18 protein-coding genes are annotated in these 19,968 nt (G+C 72.3%); 8 read left to right on the forward strand and 10 right to left on the reverse strand.

The genetic code is table 11. The features are described 5' to 3' along the window. The first annotated feature begins 47 nt into the window (after positions 1 to 47). A complete protein-coding gene (locus ACWER9_RS13670; protein ID WP_452302146.1) occupies positions 48 to 1,109 on the forward strand; it encodes a Gfo/Idh/MocA family oxidoreductase in 1,062 nt (353 codons plus the stop codon). Positions 1,110 to 1,166: 57 nt separating this feature from the next. On the opposite strand, the gene ACWER9_RS13675 is transcribed toward ACWER9_RS13670, so the two are convergent. From ACWER9_RS13675 to ACWER9_RS13685, 3 genes are all read right to left on the reverse strand, one after another. Further along, positions 1,167 to 1,355 (reverse strand): hypothetical protein, encoded by a 189-nt coding sequence (locus ACWER9_RS13675; protein WP_452302147.1) that lies wholly within the window; start codon positions 1,353 to 1,355, stop codon positions 1,167 to 1,169. Between the two features lie 282 nt (positions 1,356 to 1,637). After that, positions 1,638 to 1,859 (reverse strand): hypothetical protein, encoded by a 222-nt coding sequence (locus ACWER9_RS13680; RefSeq protein ID WP_030335934.1) that lies wholly within the window; start codon positions 1,857 to 1,859, stop codon positions 1,638 to 1,640. 274 nt (positions 1,860 to 2,133) lie between these two features. Continuing rightward, positions 2,134 to 3,216: an NYN domain-containing protein gene (locus ACWER9_RS13685; protein WP_452302148.1), complete on the reverse strand. Its 1,083-nt coding sequence runs from the start codon at positions 3,214 to 3,216 to the stop codon at positions 2,134 to 2,136. A gap of 217 nt (positions 3,217 to 3,433) precedes the next feature. Here ACWER9_RS13685 and ACWER9_RS13690 point away from each other — a divergent pair, with 217 nt between their 5' ends. After that, a complete protein-coding gene (locus ACWER9_RS13690; protein ID WP_452302149.1) occupies positions 3,434 to 5,470 on the forward strand; it encodes a glycosyl hydrolase family 28-related protein in 2,037 nt (678 codons plus the stop codon). Positions 5,471 to 5,520: 50 nt separating this feature from the next. Here the strand turns inward: ACWER9_RS13690 and ACWER9_RS13695 are convergent, their stop codons facing one another. The 4 genes from ACWER9_RS13695 to ACWER9_RS13710 form a co-directional block, all read right to left on the reverse strand. After that, the gene (locus ACWER9_RS13695) at positions 5,521 to 6,156 is read right to left on the reverse strand and encodes a CG0192-related protein (RefSeq protein ID WP_452302150.1); all 636 of its coding nucleotides are present in this window, start codon (positions 6,154 to 6,156) and stop codon (positions 5,521 to 5,523) included. Positions 6,157 to 6,169: 13 nt separating this feature from the next. Continuing rightward, the gene (locus ACWER9_RS13700) at positions 6,170 to 7,264 is read right to left on the reverse strand and encodes a cellulose binding domain-containing protein (RefSeq protein ID WP_452302151.1); all 1,095 of its coding nucleotides are present in this window, start codon (positions 7,262 to 7,264) and stop codon (positions 6,170 to 6,172) included. Between the two features lie 67 nt (positions 7,265 to 7,331). Next, positions 7,332 to 8,381, reverse strand: a complete 1,050-nt coding sequence (locus ACWER9_RS13705; protein WP_452302152.1) for an NAD(P)H-dependent flavin oxidoreductase — start codon at positions 8,379 to 8,381, stop codon at positions 7,332 to 7,334. A 29-nt stretch (positions 8,382 to 8,410) separates the two neighbouring features. After that, positions 8,411 to 9,523 carry a hypothetical protein gene (locus tag ACWER9_RS13710; protein WP_452302153.1) on the reverse strand — a complete coding sequence of 371 codons (1,113 nt, stop codon included), beginning with the start codon at positions 9,521 to 9,523 and terminating at the stop codon, positions 8,411 to 8,413. A 145-nt stretch (positions 9,524 to 9,668) separates the two neighbouring features. Here ACWER9_RS13710 and ACWER9_RS13715 point away from each other — a divergent pair, with 145 nt between their 5' ends. The 3 genes from ACWER9_RS13715 to ACWER9_RS13725 all read left to right on the forward strand — a co-directional run bounded on the left by ACWER9_RS13715 (position 9,669) and on the right by ACWER9_RS13725 (position 13,450). After that, positions 9,669 to 10,634: a hypothetical protein gene (locus ACWER9_RS13715; RefSeq protein ID WP_452302154.1), complete on the forward strand. Its 966-nt coding sequence runs from the start codon at positions 9,669 to 9,671 to the stop codon at positions 10,632 to 10,634. A gap of 148 nt (positions 10,635 to 10,782) precedes the next feature. Continuing rightward, positions 10,783 to 13,071, forward strand: a complete 2,289-nt coding sequence (locus ACWER9_RS13720) for a M64 family metallopeptidase (RefSeq protein ID WP_452302155.1) — start codon at positions 10,783 to 10,785, stop codon at positions 13,069 to 13,071. Positions 13,072 to 13,177: 106 nt separating this feature from the next. After that, positions 13,178 to 13,450 carry a hypothetical protein gene (locus ACWER9_RS13725; RefSeq protein ID WP_452302156.1) on the forward strand — a complete coding sequence of 91 codons (273 nt, stop codon included), beginning with the start codon at positions 13,178 to 13,180 and terminating at the stop codon, positions 13,448 to 13,450. Between the two features lie 169 nt (positions 13,451 to 13,619). Here the strand turns inward: ACWER9_RS13725 and ACWER9_RS13730 are convergent, their stop codons facing one another. Next, the gene (locus ACWER9_RS13730) at positions 13,620 to 14,888 is read right to left on the reverse strand and encodes an Nramp family divalent metal transporter (protein WP_452302157.1); all 1,269 of its coding nucleotides are present in this window, start codon (positions 14,886 to 14,888) and stop codon (positions 13,620 to 13,622) included. Between the two features lie 226 nt (positions 14,889 to 15,114). On the opposite strand from ACWER9_RS13730, the gene ACWER9_RS13735 reads away from it, so the two are divergent. From ACWER9_RS13735 to ACWER9_RS13745, 3 genes are all read left to right on the forward strand, one after another. Beyond that, positions 15,115 to 15,522 carry a GntR family transcriptional regulator gene (locus ACWER9_RS13735; RefSeq protein WP_452302158.1) on the forward strand — a complete coding sequence of 136 codons (408 nt, stop codon included), beginning with the start codon at positions 15,115 to 15,117 and terminating at the stop codon, positions 15,520 to 15,522. Positions 15,523 to 15,601: 79 nt separating this feature from the next. Continuing rightward, positions 15,602 to 16,492: an ABC transporter ATP-binding protein gene (locus ACWER9_RS13740; RefSeq protein WP_452302159.1), complete on the forward strand. Its 891-nt coding sequence runs from the start codon at positions 15,602 to 15,604 to the stop codon at positions 16,490 to 16,492. Beyond that, complete coding sequence (locus ACWER9_RS13745) at positions 16,489 to 17,478, forward strand: ABC transporter permease (RefSeq protein WP_452302160.1); 990 nt, start codon at positions 16,489 to 16,491, stop codon at positions 17,476 to 17,478. Before ACWER9_RS13740 ends, ACWER9_RS13745 begins: the two co-directional genes overlap by 4 nt. A gap of 70 nt (positions 17,479 to 17,548) precedes the next feature. On the opposite strand, the gene ACWER9_RS13750 is transcribed toward ACWER9_RS13745, so the two are convergent. Then, positions 17,549 to 18,637, reverse strand: coding sequence for a DNA glycosylase AlkZ-like family protein (locus ACWER9_RS13750; RefSeq protein WP_452302161.1), 1,089 nt, complete (start codon positions 18,635 to 18,637; stop codon positions 17,549 to 17,551). 43 nt (positions 18,638 to 18,680) lie between these two features. Then, positions 18,681 to 19,943, reverse strand: a complete 1,263-nt coding sequence (locus ACWER9_RS13755) for an ROK family transcriptional regulator (protein ID WP_452302162.1) — start codon at positions 19,941 to 19,943, stop codon at positions 18,681 to 18,683. Positions 19,944 to 19,968: the final 25 nt, after the last annotated feature.

A 19,968-nucleotide genomic window follows, 5' to 3' on the forward strand; every position in this document is an offset into this window, starting at 1 on the left:
TACCGACGCCAGGTCAGGGCGCGGACCAGGGGAGATGGGGGCACGGCATGGCGAAGGCGCTGCGGGTTGGTCTGCTGGGGTACGGGCTGGCGGGCCGGGTGTTCCACGCGCCGCTGATCGCCGCGACCCCCGGCCTACGGCTCGACGCCATCGTGACCCGTGATCCGCAACGGCGCGAGCAGGCGCGACAGCACTTCCCGGACGCCCGCCTGGTCGACGACGCCGACGAGCTGTGGCGTACCCCGGACGACCTGGACCTGGTGGTGGTCGCGACGCCGAACCGGCAGCACGTGCCGATGGCGCGGGCGGCCCTCGCCGCCGGCCTGCCGGTCGTCGTCGACAAGCCCCTCTCCCCCACCGCCGCGGAAGGCCGCGTGCTCATTGACGAGGCGACCGAGCGCGGAGTGCCGCTGACGGTCTTCCAGAACCGGCGCTGGGACGGTGACTTCCTCACCGTCCGCCGCCTGGTCGAGCAGGGCGAGCTGGGGCAGGTGCTGCGCTACGAGTCCCGGTTCGAGCGGTTCCGTCCGACGATCAAGCCGGGCTGGCGGGAGCTGGCCGGTCCGGAGGAGGCCGGCGGTGCCCTCTTCGACCTCGGCGCCCACCTCGTCGACCAGGCGGTGCAGTTGTTCGGCCCGGTCGACCGCGTCTACGCGGAGGTGGACCGTCGTCGTGCCGGCGCGGCTGTCGACGACGACGCCTTCGTGGCGTTGACCCACGCCAACGGGGTCCACTCGCACCTGTGGATGGGCGCGGTGACCGCCCAACTCGGGCCGCGCCTGCGGGTGCTCGGCGACCGGGCCGGCTACACCAGCTACGGGCTCGACGTGCAGGAGGCGGCGCTGCACGACGGCGGCCGACCGGACCAGCCAGGCTGGGGCGAGGTCCCGCCGGAGCGCTACGGCCTGCTCGGTGTCGACGGTGACCTGCGGCCCGTGCCGACCGAGGCCGGCGCATACCAGAGCTTCTACGCTCAGGTTGCCGCCTCGCTGCGCGACGGCGCGCCGATGCCGGTGGACCCACGGGACTCGGTCCACACGGTCGAGTTGATCGAGCTGGCGCACCGCTCGGCGGCCGAGGGTGTGGTGCTGCCGGTCCCGACCGCCTGACCGGGCCGCACGTCTGGGCTGCCGAGGCGTCTGCCCGGTAAGACGCCGGGCAGGCTCTCACTCCGGGCTGTTCTCGGAGCGAGCCTCGTCCGGTGCCCTGGCGTCGTCGTCGGTCAGCGCGTCGTCGGTCAGCGCGTCGTCGGTCAGCGCGTCGTCCGACGAGGCGCCGAGGTTGGCGAGCCGACGCTCGGCCTCCCGGACCTCCTCGTCGATCCTGGGGTTCTCCTCGTCGGGGCCCTGCGACATTGGCGACCTCCATCGGGCGCGACCGGCAGCCCTCCGGATACCCGACCTGAGGGCAGAGACACGGAGATCCGCTGCCGTCCCTTGATCAGGTGATGAGAAGTAGCTCAATCCGCTCCCCGGAGACCTACTTCTCATCACGTGATCAGTTGGCCCGTGGGGAACTGACTCGGGCACTCGGGAGGTCATGGGGAGATCGGGGGTGGGGTTTACCGAGCGCCGGGCCGGTCGGCGGGCCCGCCGGGGTGGAACCCGGGAGCGTTGCCGACCCGGCCCGGTGCCGGATCAGCGCTGCTTCAGCTCGCGCCAGGATGGGTGGGTGCCGCGCCAGGCGTCGGCGAGGATGGCCGCCGAGGCCCGGCTGGGGCACTGCTGCACCCGCTCACGACCCGACGCCCCACCAATCTGGGCGCGGACCTCCCAACCCTGCCCGTCAGTACGGATGTACACGTCCCTGCGCCCGCGCGGGGTCGTGTCTCCGTTCCACCAGTGCTCCTCCACCTTCATTCGCCGACCGTATAGCAATTCCCGCGCCGAGGGTACGGCGCAGGTATGCCCGAACCGGGCCAAGGGTGACAATCCAGGCGCATTTCGGGCCAACCGTTGGCGGTTCGAAACCATAACGGGCGGTTCTCCCGCTCCTGACTTGCACATCAGGAAGCCCTACTGTGCCCCCACCCCGCAACTCCCACCTCCAGCCCCTGTTGATCAAGAGGTTTGCGTCAGGAATCGCGCCCTCGATGACGCAAACCTCTTGATCAACGCCAGCGGGCGGTGGGGGTCAGGGGTGGGTTGTTAGGAGGTAGTCGTCGGCTTCGGGGCTCCAGCGCAGGTCCAGGACGCCGGCGGTGGCGGCGGCCTTGCAGAACTGCAGGAAGCTGCGGTAGCCGAGCTTCTTCTCGCTGAAGTCCGGGCGGGCCCGGCGCACCTGGTTCTTCAGGCCGGACAACGCCACCGGGTTGCCGCCGCTGCCCAGCTCCGCCACGACGCCGCGGAGCAGGCCGAACGCCACCTCACGGTCGCCGTGCTCGGGCAGCGAGACCTCGGGGTCGCCCTTCGCGGGGCCCTCGGCCAGCTCGATCACGTTGCGTTCGGCGAGGTGGCGCAGCAGTTCGCCAAAGGTGCGGAAGCCGTAGTCGGACTCGCTGAAGGTCGGGTCCTTGCGCAGCAGGGTGCGCTTCAGGCGGGAGGCGGTGACCTCACCGTTGGCGCTCCCCTGCAAGCCTGCGACCGACTGGGCGACGAGCACGGCCAGGGCGTCCACGTCCCGATCGGGCTCCGCATCCTGCGGTCGACGGTCCTGCTCCGGCTCCGGCTCCGGTGGGCGCTGCTCGACGCCGGCCTGCCGGGTGGTGGGCCGAGCGCGCCGACCACGGGCCGGTGGGATGTCCACCCCCTCCAACCTGTCGTAGTAGAGGAACTCGTCGCACGCCGGGGGCAGCAGCCCCGAGGTTGACCCCTCGACACCGACGCCGATGACCCGCTTGTTCAGCTCGCGCAACTTGTGCACGAGCGGGGTGAAGTCACTGTCACCGCTACAGATCACGAAGGTGGAGATGTAGTCGCGTTCGAACGCCAACTCGATCGCGTCGACGGCCATCTTGATGTCGGCGGCGTTCTTACGGGACGCGCCCATCCGCTGCGGGATCTCGATCAACTCGACGTGGGACCGGGTGAGCATCCGGCGGTCCTCGTCGAAGTAGGACCAGTCGGCGTACGCACGGCGGACCACCACCCGGCCTCGTTCGGCAAGCGCGTCGGCGATGGGCCGGAAGTCGAAGGCCGCACCGCCGCGGTGGTCGCGCGCACCCAACGCGAGGTTCTCGTAGTCGAGGAAGAGGGCAATCCGGTCTTCTTGATCCACGCCGGTCAGCCTACGCCGGGCACGAGCTGGTGGGAGTGGACGACGCGCGACACCTCAACTCGACGACCGTCCATTTCTTGCGGCCTGATAGTCGTTAATTTTCATTGTTCGATAGTTGTCTTGCAGTGCCATGTCCGTTGCTGCATCATGGCGATCAATGTCGGGCGTCGGGGGCGCCGGGCGGACCTCCACCACCATCCACCCAGGAGGGTCACCGATGTTTCGCAGCCTCATACCGGTGCGGGGACGCCCCGGCCGGCCCAGCGGCACCGCAGTCGCGCTCGCGGCCGGTCTCGCCGTACTTGTCGCCGCGCCCACCATGGCCACCGCAGGTCCACAGGTGTCCGCCGGCGCACAGCCGGTGGTCACCCGGGCCGCCCTCGACCCGGCGCTTGTCGCCGGACGGGGCGCCGACGTCGACTTCCTCGAACAGGAAGCGGAGAACGCCAGCACCAACGGCGAGATCATCGGGCCCGACCGCTCCGCCTACACGCTGCCCGCGGAGGCTTCCGGCCGGCGGGCGGTCCGGCTCACCCCCGGCGAGTACGTGGAGTTCGTCCTGCCCAGCGCCGCGAACGGGATCACCGTGCGGTACAACATCCCGGACGCGCCGCAGGGTGGCGGGATCACCGCCCCGCTGAAGGTGGCGGTCAACGGCAAGCACCTGCGCACCATGACGCTCACGTCGCAGTACTCGTGGCTCTACAACCAGTACCCGTTCACCAACGACCCGCAGGCCGGGCTGCTGCACCCGGACTGGTGGATCACCGAGTGCCAGTGCGTGCCGGCGGCCACCACGCCGTACCCGAGCATCACCACGCCGTTCCGGCCGACCCACTTCTACGACGAGCAGCGGCTGCTGCTCGGGCGTACCTACCGGGCCGGTGACAGGGTCCGGCTCACCGCGCCGCCCGGCAGCGCCGCCGCCTGGACCGTCATCGACCTGCTCGACTCCGAACTCGTCGCGCCGCCGCACGTGCGGCTGCTCGCGGCGAACGTGCTCGCCTTCGGCGCCGACCCCACCGGGCGGCGGGACTCCGCGGACGCGCTGGACCGGGCCATCGCCTTCGCCCGACGTGCCCACCTCACGGTGTACGTCCCGCCGGGCACCTATCAGGTCAACCGGCACATCATCGTCGACGACGTGACAATCGAGGGCGCCGGCAACTGGTACACCGTCATCAAGGGCCGGGAGGTCGCCCTGCCGACCCCCGCACCGGACGGCTCGGTGCACACCGGAGTCGGGTTCTACGGTCGGGACGCCGCCGACGGTGGCAGCCGTAACGTGCACCTCTCCGGCTTCGCCATCGAGGGCGACGTGCGCGAGCGCATCGACACCGATCAGGTCAACGCGATCGGCGGGGCCATGAGCGACTCGACGATCGACGGGCTCTACCTGCACCACACCAAGGTGGGCCTGTGGTTCGACGGGCCAATGCGCAACGTCCGCGTCACCAACAACATCATCGTCGACCAGATCGCCGACGCGCTCAACTTCCACACCGGCGTGACCGACTCCCTCGTGGCGCACAACTTCGTCCGCAACACCGGCGACGACGGCCTGGCGATGTGGTCGGAGAAGACGGCGAACGCGCGGAACACGTTCGACCACAACACCGTGCAGTCACCGACGCTCGCCAACGGCATCGCCATCTACGGCGGTACCGATACCACCGTCTCGCACAACCTCGTCGCCGACCCGGTACGCGAGGGCAGCGGTCTGCACGCCGGGTCCCGCTTCGGCGCGGAGCCGTTCACCGGGCACCTGCGGTTCACCAACAACACCACGGCCCGCGCCGGCACGTACGAGCTGAACTGGAACATCGGGCTGGGCGCGATCTGGGTCTTCGCCCTGGACCGCAGCATCGAGGCGCGCATCGAGGTGACCGGCGACGCGTACCTGGACAGCACGTACAACGCGATCATGCTGGTCAGCGACTGGCCGGTGAAGGACCTCTACTCGATCTCCGACGTACGGTTCCGGGACGTCCGGGTCGACGGCACCGGCACCTCGGTGGTCAGCGCCCGCGTGGCCGGGTCCGCCTCGTTCGCGAACGTGGACGCCCGCAACGTGGGCGCGGTCGGCGTCAACAACTGCGGATCGTTCCACTTCACCCCGGCCGGCTCGGAGTTCACCCTGACCGACCTCGGCGGTAACGACGGCGGGTGGCTCGCGCCGTGGCTGCTGCCCAACACCATCACCTGCGACGACCGGCCGCCCGTGTCGCCGCCCCCGCCTCCGGCACAGTGGTGAGAGCGGTGGGGCGGCCCGGGAACGTCGGGCCGCCCCACCGCACATCCAGGTCAGCGTGTCCTGGCGTACGCCAGCGGCACCGTCGTCGCCTGACCGTCCCACCGGCCGCTCAGCGTGCCGCCGGCCGTCGCGTCGGCACCGGCCCCCGGTCGGCGTACGACGACCAACTCGACCGTGTCGGTGGCGATGAGCGTGCGGTCCTCGTCGACCACCCGGCGCACCGCGCCGACGGCCGGCACGGGAGTGTCGGCGAGGCTGTCGACGACGACAGTCACCGTCGGCTCCCGCACCTCACGTCGACCGTCGACCTCGAAGTACTGCTCGGCCTGGCCGCTGCCGGTGAAGATCGCGTGGGCGAGCGCGGCGGCGTACACCGGGTCGACGCAGCCGTCGTACACCCAGCGTCGGCCGAGCACCGAGTGCTCGGTGGTGCCGACCAGCCAGCCGTCGGCACCGTCGAGGGGCGCGGCGCGGTAGGTGAGTGGGACGTGGTGGACCGGCCCGTCGGCGGCGCCGACGAGCATCGTCTCGATGCCGACCTCGCCGGCCGGGTCGTCGAAGCGGTAGGCGCCCCGGCTGACCACCTCGACGCCTCTCGATCCGGCGAACCACTGTCGGTCGGGCAGCCAGGCCGTCAGCAGGTCCAGTTTCGTGGGGTGCAGGGTCGCCCTGTGCAGCAGTGCCATGACGGCAGCCTAGTCAGAGGCCCGCGCAGGGCTGCCCCCCGATCGTGCAGCTCTCCGGTTCCCGGGCCTTCGGCCGGCTGTCGCGGACGTCGAAGCTGATCGTCTGGGATCCCCCGGCCGCCACGGCTGCGCCGGTGAAGGTGATCGTGCGTCCGTCCTGACGCCAGTTCGCGCCGTCGACGTCGTCCACGGTGGTGCCTTCGGCGAGGGTGACCACCACGGCCCAGTCCGCCACCGGCGCCGCACCGGGGTTGCCGACCACGATCTCGCCGGTGTAACCGAACAGGCGGCTGGAGTCGGTCTCGTAGCGGGCCGACACGGGCGTCGGCGGCGGGGGCGGCGGCGCCGCCGACGTGGGTGTCCGCGAGGGTTTCGCCGACGGGGTCCGGCTCGGGCGGGTGGTCGCCGACGCGATGGTCCGCGTGGGGCGCACCGAGGGGGTCGCCGCGGGCGCGGCGGCGGTCCGGCCCGGCGTCGGGGCCGCGGACGCGGTTGCTGACGGTGCGGGCGCGGCGACCGGCTTCGGGTCGGGCGGCAACGTCGCCCAGGCCGCCGTCCCCATCACCAGCACGGCCCCGGCGACCACGGCGACGAGCCTACGACGTCGGCGGGGGTTACGGTCGGCGTTGCCGCGTACGCCGACGAGCGGCAGTTCCGTGGTCATCCCACCGTCGGCCCGGCGTAGGTCGACCTGCTGGAAGGCGAGCCAGTCGAGAATGGCCGGCAGTCGGACCGTCAGCGCCTGCCGGAGTTGCTGCTCGCGGGGCTTCTGCTGCTCGACCGACCACCCGCCGTGCGTGGTGACCTCCCGCACCTCCAGCCGGCAGCCCTGGGTCGTGGCCGTGACGTCGCAGGTCAGCTCGCTGAGCCGGCCGGCCTCGTCGCAGGCCAGCACGAGGAGGTCCGGCTCCTGCCGCTCGGTCACCTCGACCTCGACGTCGGCCCCGAAGCCGGGCAGGCTGGCCGTGTGCAGCACCATCCGGTCCGGTACGCCCTCGACCATCTCGGCTTCGGCGAACCACCGGCCGAGCAACTGCCTGTCGGTCAGCGCGAGCCAGACCCGCTCCGGCGGGTGGGACAGGTCGACCTGCGCTCCGATCTCGATCACGGCGAGACTCTAACGGTTTGCCCGGCCGCCCTGTTCCGCCCGCCCGAGCCGGTGACCGCCGTCCTGGTCAGCCCCAGCGGCGGGACCGCTCGACCACTGTGGCCAACGCGGTCCGGGCGTCGGCACTCACCTCGGCGACCACCTGCGCCGCCGGCAGGTCCCGGGCCAGCGGGTGCGCCTGACCGGCCCAGAGGTTGGCCACCGAGGCGTCCCCGTCGCGCCGGGCGGCGGCGAGCAGTGGCCGCGTCAGGTGCAGCACCTGGGGGTAACCGCGTGGTGCCACCGCGTCGTGCTGGTGCAGGAAGTCGTTGGCCACGCCACGGGCCCGCCTACCGGTGAAGGACCGGGTCAACGCGGTCGGTGTCGCACCGGCCACCGCCGCCCGGTGCATCGGCGAGCTGCCGGCCTCCGGGCAGCGCAGGAAGGCCGTGCCGAGTTGCGCGGCGGCGGCGCCGGCAGCCAGCACGGCGGCCACCGCGGGGCCGTCGGCGAGGCCGCCCGCGGCCACCAGCGGCAGGTCACAGCGGGCGGCGGCCAGCCGCAGCAGCGGCAGCAGGCCGTAGTCGTCGTCGTCCGGTTGGCCGCCGCGATGCCCACCGGCCTCGGTGCCCTGCACCACCACCGCGTCCACTCCCAACTCGGCGGCGGCGGTCGCGGCGTCCGGACGGGTGACGGTCGCCCACACCTCCGTACCCCGCTCGCGCAGGGCGGTCACCGCCGCCCGGTCGGGCAGCCCGAACACGAAGGACACGACCGGGACCGGGTCCGCGAGCAGCGCCGCGACCTTCTCCGGGTACGCGTCGTCGCCGCCCACCGGCTCGCCCAGGCTCACACCGCGCTGCGCGGCCTGTGGGGCGAGCCGTTCGGCGTACGCCTGGATGGCGGTCTCGTCGACGCCGCCCGGGTCGGGGAGGAAGACGTTGACACCGAACGGCCGGTCGGTGCCCGCGCGGACCTCGGCGATGTCACTCACCAGCCGGCCGGTGTCGATCATCCCGGCGGCGAGGAAGCCCAGCCCACCCGCTGCGGACACGGCGTTCACCAGCGCGGGTGTGGACGGGCCACCGGCCATCGGGGCGGCAACGATCGGGTGGCGCAACGTGGACAGGACGGACATCCCCCCATCCTGCCGCAGGCCGGACCAGCTCACTGGCGCGCGGTGCGCCTCCACCGCAGGACGCCGGCCAGTCCGAGCAGGAGCAGCAGGGTGCCCGCACCGATCGCAAGCGGCCAGGTGCGCCCACCCGCACCGCCGGCCTCCCCGGCGGCCGGACGGACCGCCGCGGACGCCAGCGGGCCGACGGACTCCGTCGACGGTGCCGCGGTGACCGTGGTGGCCGTGGCCGGGTAGCGCAGGATCGTGGAACGGGTGCCGGCAGGCTGACCAGCGGACTCGGAGACGGTGAGCAGCGACCGACCGTCGCGGCTGTAGGTGATCGACTCGCCCTGGGGCTCGTCCGGCAACGGGGTGACCCGTGCGGTGCCGGTGGTCAACGCGCGGACCACGTCGCCGTCGGGCACGTCGTACTCGAAGGCGTCGGCGTAGCTGCGCAGCACCACCCGCCGCCCCTCCGGGGCGTTCGCCGCGCCGGTGATCACCCCACGCCCCAGGAAGGAGAACGGGTTGCTGGTCGTGGTCGTCGGCAGGACCACCTGGCCCAGCGCGGTCAGCGGCGTGGTCGCCTCCGGGCGCAGGTCGGTGCTCGGCGCGTACAGGAAGACGGTGCCGCTGCCGCCCTTGGTGACGATCAGCGGCCGACCGGACGCGTCGAGCAGCAACGCCTCGGCGTCGTGCGGACGGTCCGGGTAGGTCATCCGGTGCAGCACCGGCTGCTTCGCCCCCGGCGCGAGCCGCCACACGGCGACAGTCGTCCGGGTGCGGTCGTTGTCGCCGATGTCCGCGACCCAGATGGCGCCGTCCCGGCCGATGGCGAGGTCCTCGGTGTCGCGGGGGCGGGACGGGAAGGAGACGGCGCGCACCACGGCGCAGCGGTGGTCGAGGAAGAAGATCCGCCGGCGGGCCTCGTCGTCGGCCCCGTCGTTGATCACCACGTACCCGTCGTCCGTCGCGACCATCCCGGAGATCTCGCGGAGCCGGTCGTCGCGCACCTGGCACACCGGCGTCCCCGCCGCCGCACCCGCCGTGGCGACGCTCGGCGCCAGCGCCACAGCCGGCGGCAGCACACCCGTGAGCAGCACGGTCAGCACCGCCCCCGCACGGGCACGTCGCCCCCAGGTCAACCGTCCGCGTACCCGCATCGCCCACCCTCCTCGTCGCGGCCGTGACCGGCCACCCGCCCATCCTGGCCGATACCGGCCACCGCCGGCGGTCATCGGGGGGACGCGCCGGAGTCCCTGGTCGATGTACTGTCGCTCCGCCCGATCGTCAAGCCGGAGAGTGCACATGTCCGTGAGCGACACCGCGCCGGCCACCCGGTTCGCACGGCGGCTGCTGCGCCGCCTCGGCCGCCCGTCCAGCGGCTCCGCCGTCGCCTGGGTGCCGCTCGCCGCTGTCGTCTGCGGCCTCTTCACCGGCGCCCTGGCCAGCAGGGCCGCCTGGGAGACCTCCCGACCGCAACCCGACCGGGCCGAGGCCGCCGCCACCCTCACCGAGGTCTTTCCCGGCCATGACCTCGGCGAGATCGACACCCCGCCGGCACTCTTCGTCGTCTACGGGCACGCGCTGCGCCTGTCGACGGTCAAGACCCTGCTGCTCGGTGACGGCGGCGAGTACCAGGAGAGCGCCACCGGCGCCACCGCCCTCGGCGCGCCGCCGGTGCCCGCCGAGCAGATCGTCACGGTGGCCCGGGAGCGCCTGACCGGTGCCGGCTGGCGGGTGTACGACCCACAGGTGTCCGACCGGGTGAGCTGCGCGGACAAGATGTGCGCCACCCCGCAGGCGGTCACCGACACCGCGCTCACCGCCCGGCGGGGCGACACCATCCTGAACGCCTCGGTCTCCTCGCAGACGGCCGTCGACGCCAGCTACCTCTCGGTCGAGCTGCACCGCGCCCCGCCACCCCTGGTGGTCCCCGCCGGAGTGCTCGGCACGATGGTGGGCGCGGTGGCCGGTTGGCTGGTCTTCGGCTGGCTCAGCCGACGCACCGAGGGACGCCGCAGCCGCGGCACGGTGAACGGTCTGATGGGTGTGGCCACCGTGCTGTGGTGGCTGCCGCTGCCACTGAGCGTCCCGTCCCTGCTGTCGCACCACCTCGGCGAACCGCACCCGGCCTGGCACCCGTACTGGGAGTGGCTGGGCCAGCCGACCGCCTCGCTGCTCTTCCTGGTCGGCGCGGTGTGCGTGCTGCTGGCGCTGGGGTTGGCCGCCGCACCCCGCCGGGGCGGCGCACCCGCGGCGACGGCCGACTGACCGGCCTCGACATCCATCGAGGGTTACCTGTCGGTCCGGAGACCGGTACGGTCCGAGATGTCCACGGTCGTGGCGGCCCGGACGACGGCGCCCCGCCGGGCCCGGCGCCCGGCACCGCCAGGCCGACCGGCCACGGAAGGGGCGCAGGGTGCGGATCAGAGCAGGGTTGTGTGTCGCGGCGCTCGTCGCGGCGGGGCTGGCGGTCGCCGCACCGGCCACCGCCGCACCGGCCAGCGCCACCGTGGTACCGATCCAGGTCACCGGTGACCCGGCGACACGGTTCAACCTGGTCCTGCTCGGCGACGGTTACACCGAGGCCGACCTACCCACCTTCCGCGCGCACGTGGACCGGCACCTCAACACCCTGTGGACGATCGAGCCGTTCAAGTCCTACCGCAGCTACTTCAACGTGTACGCGGTCGAGATCGTCTCGGCGGAGTCCGGGGTGGACTGCGACCCCGGCCTGTCCGCGCCGCAGCGGGACACCGCGCTGGGCATGGGATTCTGGGGTGGCTGCAACCCGGCGAGCGTGCAACGCCTGCTCACGGTCGACGGCACCGCCGCGAACGCGTACGCCGACCTGGCCGCCGGCACCAACCCGGGCAACCGGCAGCTGATCGCGCTGGCCAACAGCGGCACCTACGGTGGTGCCGGCGGCAGCAACGCCACCGCCTCCGGGGGCAACGCGCTCTCCGCGCTGATCAGCCCGCACGAGTTGGGGCACTCGCTCGGTGGCTTGCAGGACGAGTACGACTACTACGGCCGTGGTGTGCCGGGCGACACCTACAGCGGGCCGGAACCGGGCTCGGTGCACCACACCGTGCTGACCGAGGAGCAGATGCGCGACACCCGGGCCAAGTGGTGGCGGTGGCTGGGTGAGCCGAGCGAGGCGGGCGGGACGATCGGCCGCTACGAGGGTGGCCTGTACCTGCAGCGCGGGGTGTGGCGACCCAGCCGGCACTCGATGATGAAGTCGCTGGGCTTCTACTTCGACCAGGTCGGCCGGGAGCGGATGACCGAACGCATCGCCGCCCGGGTCGGCATCGTGCAGGGCGGCACGGCCACCGACCAGGCGGTCGGCGCGGACCGGCTGCTCTGGGTGGACACCCTGCACCCGGTGAGCCACGCGTTGGCGGTGACGTGGGCGGTGGACGGCAGGGCGGTGCCGCGCACCGCAAACGCCCGCCATCTGGACCTGCGGAAACTACGGCTCGCCCCCGGCCGGCACGCGGTGACCGCCACGGTGACCGACCCGACGGAGTTCGTCCGCGACCCGGCGGTCCGCAGCTCACCCGCGCTGACCCAGACCCGCACCTGGACCGTGGACACCGCGGCGCGTACCCCGGTGGTGGAGTCGCCGCTGGCGATCACCGCGTCCACCGCGACCGATCGGCCGGTCGGCGCTCGCGACACGGTGTACGTCAGGACCAGCCAGCCCACCGATCGCGCGCCCCGCGTGCGCTGGTCGATCGACGGCCGACCGGTGGCCGACACCGGCACCGATCGGGACGTGGACCTGGGCGCTCTCGGGCTCTCTCGCGGCACCCACCGGCTGACCGCCCGGGTCGGTGATTCGGGCACCGGAAAGGCGGTGACCCGCACCTGGACCGTCGACGCGACCCGGCCCTCCGTGTCGTACGCGCTCTCCGAGCCGCTGCTCACCACGACCCGGCCCGGCCGACCCACCGAGTACGTGTACAACGGCCCGTTCACCCTGGGGCTGACCGGCACCGACGACGGCGCCGGCCAGGTCACCTCGGAGTTCCGGCTCGACGGCGACGGCTGGCACAACTACTACGGCTGGCCCACCGACGCGCGCTCACCGTTCCTGTTCACCGCCACCGGCACCGACGTGGACGGTCTGGTCTACGGCAACCTGGGCTCGGGCGGCCTGTCCGTGTCCCCGTTCGCCGAGCGGTCGCCCGGGTACGGCCGGCACAGCATCGAGTACCGGGCCATCGACGCCGTCGGCAACATCGGCCCGGCTCGCGCCCTCGTGGCCACGCTGCTCCCGCCACCACCCGCGTGCACCACGGTGGTCACCGGCCGACACGCCGGCCCGCTTACCGTCGCCGCCGGTGTCACCTGCCTGCGCGCGGCCACCGTGACCGGCCCGGTCACCGTCGCGCCCGGTGCCGCGGTGGTCGCCCAGGGCTCCTCGATCGCCGGAAGCCTGGTGGCGTCCCGAGCCGCCGCCGTCGAGGTGTTGAACACCGAGGTACGCGGCGCGGTGGCGCTGACCGGCACCACCGACCACGTCACGATTGTGGGCGCGCGAGTGACCGGGCCCCTGACGCTTACCGGTACCGCGTCGGCGCCCATCCTCGCCGGCGGCCAGGTCGGCGCGCTGGCCTGCTCGGGCGGCCCCGCCCCGGTAGACCTGGGTGCACCCACCACGGTACGGACGCCGAGCGCCGGTCACTGCCGTCGCGCCTGACGCCACACCGCTCCCAGATCGCGACCGGCCTGGCGGCCTGAGTGCGGCGGTGGCGGGTAGGCAGCGGCCCGGCGGCATGTCGACACCCGCCGGGTGGGAGGCTCCGATGAGCACGTACCGGGATGAACAGGGCAGCCCGATCCCTCCTCCGGAGGCGGATGCCCTTGAGCAACGACAGGACGCGTTCGACGTCGGTCCGGCGGACCGGGTGTCGGGTGACGTGGACCCGGAGGCTGCCGAGGCCGACCTGGCCGAGCAGGGTGCCTTCCCGGCGGGCACCCTCGAGGAGGTGACGTCGCTGCCGGCCGACGCCAACCCGGCGGACGCGATCGAACAGCGTCAGGAGATCCCCGCTCGCGACGAGGGCCATCGGACTTAGCGCGTGAGGCCCCGCAGCGCTCAGCGGGTCCGGACCAACATGGTCCCCAACGCCTTATACCTGTGAGTCATGTTGATGACTCACAGGTATAACGCTCGTGGCGGACCGGACCCAGGCTGCCGGTGGGCCCAGCCGGCAGCGCAGACAGCCAGCTGGGCCGACGGCCGAATCAGCCGGCGACGACCTGCCAGAGCAGGAAGGCGTTGAGCGCGATCACCAGCACCGCCACCAGGGACGCGGCGGCGGTGGTGAGCGGGTGGTTGACCAGGTTGCCCATCAGGTCCCGTCGGCGGGTGAAGGCGACCACCGGGATCAGCGCGAACGGGATGCCGAAGCTGAGGATGACCTGGGACAGTACGAGCGCCCGGGTGGGGTCGAGGCCGATGGCGAGCACGGCCAGGGCGGGCAGCAGGGTGACCAGCCGGCGCAGCAGCAGCGGAATCCGCCGCCGCAGGAAGCCCTGCATGATCACTTCACCGGCGTAGGTGCCGACACTTGTGGAGGCGAGCCCCGACACCAGCAGTGCGACGGCGAACCCGAACGCGGCGGCGGTACCGATGGTCTGACCGAGCCCGGCGTGCACCCCCTCCAGGCTGTCCGCGCCACCCGGGCCGCCGCCCCGGAAGCTGGCCGCGGCGATCAACAGCATGGCGAGGTTGACCGCGCCGGCCGCGCTCAGGGCGAGCAGTACGTCGGTGCGCTGGCCGCGGAAGAGGATCCTGCGCTCGGTGTCGTCGGTGGCCGGGATCCGGTCGCGGGTGAGCGCGGAGTGCACGTAGATGACGTGCGGCATGACTGTGGCGCCGAGGATGCCGGCGGCCAGCAGCACGCTGTCCGTGCCCTGGAGTCGCGGCACCAGGCCGGCCACGGCGGAGCCCGGGTCGGAGCCGGCGGCGAGCAGGTTCGCCGCGAAGGCCAGCACGATGACGCCGAGCCCCACGGCGATGGCGATCTCGAAGGCGCGGAAGCCCCGCGAGCGCAGCGCGAGCACGGCGAACGCGGTCGTGCCGATGATGATCCCGCCGGGCAGCAGGGGGATGCCGAAGAGCAGGTACAGGGCGACCGCGCCGCCGATCACCTCGGCCAGGTCGGTGGCCATGGCCACCAGCTCGGCCTGCACCCACATGGCCTTGTTGAGGGGCTTCGGCAGGCGTTCCCGGCACAGCTCGGGCAGGCTGCGCCCGGTGGCCAGCCCCAACTTCGCGGTGAGTGTCTGCACCAGCATCGCCATCAGGTTGGCCACCACCACGACCCAGACCAGCAGGTAGCCGTAACGGGCACCGGCGGCGGAGTTGGTGGCGAAGTTGCCGGGGTCGACGTAGGCGACGGCGGCGACGAATGCCGGGCCGAGCAGGATCAGTCGTCCGCGTACCCGACCCCGGGCGCGAGCGGCCTGTAGTGGAGTCGCCCTCGACGTCGTCAGTTCGTTGGTGACCATCGAACCCCTCCCCGTCCACCCAAACTGCTGCCGGTCCGTTCCCGTCGGGGTGACCCGTCGGTGCCAACCGGTGGCCTGCCGGTGCCATCGGGCAGGGCCGGCGCGGCGGACTGGACGCGCCGACGGCCGGACAGAACCTGCCGCGCCGGGCTTGACAGCCAAGGGGCCACCGATGAAGCTGTCTATTAGTCCTACTGTCGTAGGACAACAGGAAGGATCATCGCGAGTGATCGAGTTCGTACTGGACAGCCGGTCGAAGGTGAACACCTACATGCAGCTCGTGCAGCAGGTGAAACAGGCGCTGCGGGTCGGCCTGCTGACGCCGGGCGACCAGTTGCCGAAGGTCCGGGACGTCGCGCAATCCCTGGCGATCAACCCGAACACGGTGCTGAAGGCGTACCGGGAGTTGGAGATCGAGGGTCTGGTCGGCGGCCGACCCGGGGTGGGCACGTTCGTCCAGCGCACGCTGGCCGGCGCGTCCCTGCCCAACCAGGCCGAGTTGCGCGACGACCTGGTCGCCTGGCTGCACCGGGCACAAGCTGCCGGTCTCACGACCGAGGACGTCATCGCCCTGGTGGAGACGACGCTGCGCGCCACCCTCGCCGACGACGCCCCGCAGCGGGAGCCCGCGTGAGCGGGCAGAGCGAACGAACCACCCGCACGTGCTCGCGCGACCGCCGAGCGGTGACGCGAATCGAACGAGAGGACAAGGGATGGACATGATCTTGGAAGCTGATCGGCTCGGCAAGAGATACGGCAGCACCTGGGCCTTGCGGGACTGCTCACTGCACCTACCGGCCGGCCGGATCGCCGCGCTGGTCGGGCCCAACGGCGCGGGCAAGAGCACCCTGCTGCACCTGGCCGTCGGGCTGCTCAAGCCCGACGCGGGCACCGTCCGGGTGTTCGGCCGTGCCCCGTACGGCGACACGGAGGGCCTGGCCGACATCGGCTTCGTCGCCCAGGACACCCCGCTGTACCGGGACTTCACGGCGTCCGAGCTGGTCGTCGCCGGCGGCAAGCTGAACAGGCGGTGGGACGCGGCGTTGGCCCGCCAGCGGCTGGCGCAGCTCGGGATACCGCCGGACAAGCCGGTCGGAAAGCTCTCCGGTGGTCAGCGGGCCCAGGTGGCGCTGGCGCTGGCGCTTGCCAAGCAGCCGCGGCTGCTGCTGCTCGACGAGCCGGTCGCGAGCCTCGACCCGCTGGCTCGACGGGAGTTCCTCCAGTCGTTGATGGGCAGCGTCGCGGAGTCGGGCACCACCGTCCTGCTCTCCTCGCACCTGCTCGCCGACCTGGAGCGTGTCTGCGACTACCTGATCGTGCTCAACGCCTCCCAGGTGCAGCTCACCGGCGCGGTCGACGACCTGGTCGCCGAGCACCGGCAGCTCGTCGGGCCGCGACACGACGGCGGCGTCATCGGGGGCGTCACCGCCGTGCTCCGGGCCAGCCACACCGACCGGCAGTCCACGTTGCTGGTCCGCACCGACGGGCCGGTCACCGACCCGGCCTGGACGGTCCGCGAGGTCAGCCTGGAGGACATCGTGCTGGCCCATCTGGCCGACGGCAGCACGCAGACCAGTCACAGCGCGTGGGGGGTAGCAGCATGATCTGGTTGACCTGGCGTCAACACCGCAAGCAGGCGCTCTACACCCTGCTGGCGCTCGCGGCGCTCGCCGCCCTGCTGGTGCCGATCGGCCTGTCGATGCGGAGCACCTTCAGCGACCTCGGGTTGACCGACTGCGTCAGCCAACTGGCCCGCGCCGACGCGGCGCAGACGACCCGCGAAACCTGCGACGCGGGCTTCCACCGCTTCAGCAACCAGTACGGCAGCCTCAACCTGCTGGCCGTACTGCTGATCACGCTGCCGGTGCTCATCGGCCTGTTCTGGGGCGCGCCGCTCGTCGCCCGCGAGGTGGAGCAGGGCACGCACCGGTTCGTCTGGACCCAGGGCGTCGGCCGCAACAGGTGGGCCCTGGTGAAGTTCGGGTCGGTCGGCGGTGCCGTGCTGCTCCTCGCGATCGGCTACGGGCTGGGCATGTCCTGGTGGGTGGAGCCGCTGACCCAGTCCGCCCAGGAGGGTCGCCTCGGCATGATCGTCTTCGATCTGCAGGGCATCGTCCCGATCGGCTACACCCTGTTCGCCGTGGCGCTCGGCATCTTCGCCGGCACGGTGTGGAAGCGGATGCTGCCCGCCATGGGCATCACCCTCGCCGGGTTCATCGGCGTACGGGCGGCGGTGGAGATCCTGGCTCGGCCGCACTACCAGGCCGCCCGCACCAGGACCTTCCCGATCGAGGGGGACGGGCCACCGGAGATCAGTCGGGGGGACTGGATCCTCACCCAGGGCGTCCGCAACCCGGACGGGACGATGATCGCGGAGGACACCCGGATCCAGTGCCCGTCCGGCGGAAAGGGGCCGGACGGTCGGTTCTGCGGGGCCGAGTTGGGCGTCGAACCGGGTGCGTACAACTGGCAGCTCTACCAGCCGGCGGACCGGTTCTGGCTGTTCCAGAGCATCGAGACGGGCGTCTTCGTCGCCCTGGCCGTGCTCCTGCTCTACCTCGCGGTGCGTCGGGTCCGCCGGATCGCGTAGGCGGGAACGCCGGACGGCGTAGGTGGGCGACGGGTGTTCGTCGGGGGGCGGGGGCCTCGACGAGCACCCGTCAGCGCAGGCCCTCGACGGTCAGCGACAGCCAGGACGCCAGGTCGTGCAGCTCCTCGTGCACGGCCCGGGTGACCTCCGGGGTGAAGCTGACATCCTCGTGGATGGCGTGCACGGTCAACGTGCCACGCCGACGCTCGGCTGTCGCGTCCGCCTTTCCGACAAGCCGATCGCCGTGCAGGATCGGCAGCGCGAAGTAACCCCACCGTCGACTCGCCCTGGGCTTGTACATCTCCAGCACGTACTCGTACTCGAAGAGGTCCGCGAGTCGGACCCGGTCGTGCACCAGTCGGTCGAAGGGCGACAACAACGCGGTACGCCCGCTGAAGGGTTGCCCGAGCGCGGCGGGGTCCACCCGCCACTGCCCCGCCACGCCCTCGACGACCGCCGGCTCACCGACGTCACCGACCTCGGCCGGCTCGCCCGGCACGACCACCGCCTTCTCCCGAGCGATGCCGAGCGCCCGCAGCCGCCGCTCGTTACGAAGCCGATGTGCCTGCTCCAGCTCGACGACGGGCACCCCGGCCGGGTAGACCCGCTCGGCCACGTCCCAGAGTCGCTGTCGGCCCTGACGGCCGGCGATCGCGACCTCGCCGCGCAGGACCAGGAACTCCAGCATCTGGGTGACGTTGCGGTTGTTCGTCCAGCCCGACGACGGCCAGGGCACGACGCTCGTGTCCGGGATGTCGCGAGAGAGCAGCGGCCCGCAACGGCCGAGCAGGTCGAGCACGTCCCGCCGGAACGAGTCGTTGGCGCGTAGCCACTCGCGGTGGCGCTCGTGACCAGGTGACGCCGCCATCGCCGCGAGGAAGAGCCCCAGGTCGTCCATCGGTCGCACCATCGCGTGGTGCTCGAAGAGGACCCGGTCCCGTTCGAGGGCATCGCGCAGGTGCTCGGGCTGGTACGACGAGCCGAGCCGGCTCCAGCAGACGAGGTCGGCGCTCGGTGCTACGGCGGCGGTCGGGTCGATCTGCACCAGGGTGAGCTGACGGACCACGGTCAGCAGGTCGGTCGGACGCGGAGCGGCAAGCAGTTGAGCCCGCACGGCGATCCGCCGCGCCTGAGCCCGATCGAGGTGGTGGACGACCACGCCGCCGAGCGTAACGGCGACCACCGACACGACGCCGCGGTGGCTACGCCGGTCCGGCGGAACCCACCTGGCCGACGACGCCGACATTGAGCGGGTCGGCCAGGAGTTTGTCGAACGCCAACTCGGCGGCACCGACCAGGACCGCGTCGCGGCCGAGTGCCGCCGCGCGCAGGCGCAGGTGCTCGCGGGAGGCGGGCAGTGGCATCGTGTCCAGCCGGGCCTGGACCACGTCCGCCCCGGCGGTGAAGATGTCCCGCAGCGAGCCACCGAACACCACGGCATCCGGGTTGACCACGTTGACCAGGTTCGCCACGCCGAAACCCAGCCAGTCCGCCACCTGTTCGACCGCCGCGCGGGCGGTCGGGTCCCCTTCCCGCGCCAAGCGCAACACCTCGGCAACCGCCGCGCGGTCGTTGGGGTCACGGCCCGCGTGCCGCAACAGCGCGGCCTCGGAGATCTCGGTCTCCCAACAGCCTCGCGAACCGCATCCGCAGGGCAGGCCGTTGGGGTTGACGACCATGTGGCCGACCTTGCCGCTGTGACCCCGGTGGCCGACCACCAGTCGGCCACCGACGATGATGCCGGCGCTGATGCCCAGGTCACCGTGCAGGTAGATGACGTCGTCGATACCGACCGCGACGCCCCGGACGTGCTCGGCCAGGCCGGCGATGTCGGCCAGGTCACCGGCCACGAAACCCGGGCCGGCGCCGAACTCCGCCTCCAGGGCGGCACCGAGCGTCTCGTCGATGCTGGCGATCCGGAGCCTGCCGTCGGGGTCACGGGTGGTGTCGGCGACCGCGGCCGCGCCGCCGACCAGCAGCGCGTCGCCGGCCACCGAGCGCTCCATGTCCCGGACCAGATCGGCGAGGGGCCCGACGGCCCTGGTCACCGACATGCCGCTGGGTCGGGGAATCTCCCGTAGGTCGAGGATCTGCCCGCCGAGACCGACCCGGGCGGCACGCAGCCGGTCCGCGTCGATGCTCAACGCGTGCGCGTAGACCCGCTCGGAGCGGGGGCTGACCACAAGTGAGGGGCGGCCGGCGCGGCGGGTGGTGGCCGGCGCGTCCTCGGTGACCAGGCCGCTGGTGACCAGGTCGGCCGCGAGGGCACCGATGGTGCTTCGATTGAGGCCGAGCCGGCTGGTCAGCTCGGCCCGGGTCGTCGGTCCGTGCAGGTGCACGTAGCGCAGGACAGCGCCGAGGTTCTGCCGCCGGATCTCCTCCTGGCTGGCGCCGGGGAGCGACGGCAGCGGAGATTCGGCGTTTCGGCCGACGCCGGCTGGCCTGGACCGTACTGGTGCCGCCACGGTCAGACCTCCTTCCGGGTCGGTG

Source organism: Micromonospora sp. NPDC003944 (genome assembly GCF_053605225.1).

What these genes read in the sequence shown, in the direction of transcription:
- ACWER9_RS13670 (WP_452302146.1), top strand. Translation starts at nt 48, where the DNA reads ATGGCGAAGGCGCTGCGGGTTGGTCTGCTGGGGTACGGGCTGGCGGGC.
- ACWER9_RS13675 (WP_452302147.1), bottom strand. Translation starts at nt 1,355, where the DNA reads ATGTCGCAGGGCCCCGACGAGGAGAACCCCAGGATCGACGAGGAGGTC.
- ACWER9_RS13680 (WP_030335934.1), bottom strand. Translation starts at nt 1,859, where the DNA reads ATGAAGGTGGAGGAGCACTGGTGGAACGGAGACACGACCCCGCGCGGG.
- ACWER9_RS13690 (WP_452302149.1), top strand. Translation starts at nt 3,434, where the DNA reads ATGTTTCGCAGCCTCATACCGGTGCGGGGACGCCCCGGCCGGCCCAGC.
- ACWER9_RS13695 (WP_452302150.1), bottom strand. Translation starts at nt 6,156, where the DNA reads ATGGCACTGCTGCACAGGGCGACCCTGCACCCCACGAAACTGGACCTG.
- ACWER9_RS13705 (WP_452302152.1), bottom strand. Translation starts at nt 8,381, where the DNA reads ATGTCCGTCCTGTCCACGTTGCGCCACCCGATCGTTGCCGCCCCGATG.
- ACWER9_RS13710 (WP_452302153.1), bottom strand. Translation starts at nt 9,523, where the DNA reads ATGCGGGTACGCGGACGGTTGACCTGGGGGCGACGTGCCCGTGCGGGG.
- ACWER9_RS13715 (WP_452302154.1), top strand. Translation starts at nt 9,669, where the DNA reads ATGTCCGTGAGCGACACCGCGCCGGCCACCCGGTTCGCACGGCGGCTG.
- ACWER9_RS13725 (WP_452302156.1), top strand. Translation starts at nt 13,178, where the DNA reads ATGAGCACGTACCGGGATGAACAGGGCAGCCCGATCCCTCCTCCGGAG.
- ACWER9_RS13730 (WP_452302157.1), bottom strand. Translation starts at nt 14,888, where the DNA reads ATGGTCACCAACGAACTGACGACGTCGAGGGCGACTCCACTACAGGCC.
- ACWER9_RS13740 (WP_452302159.1), top strand. Translation starts at nt 15,602, where the DNA reads ATGGACATGATCTTGGAAGCTGATCGGCTCGGCAAGAGATACGGCAGC.
- ACWER9_RS13745 (WP_452302160.1), top strand. Translation starts at nt 16,489, where the DNA reads ATGATCTGGTTGACCTGGCGTCAACACCGCAAGCAGGCGCTCTACACC.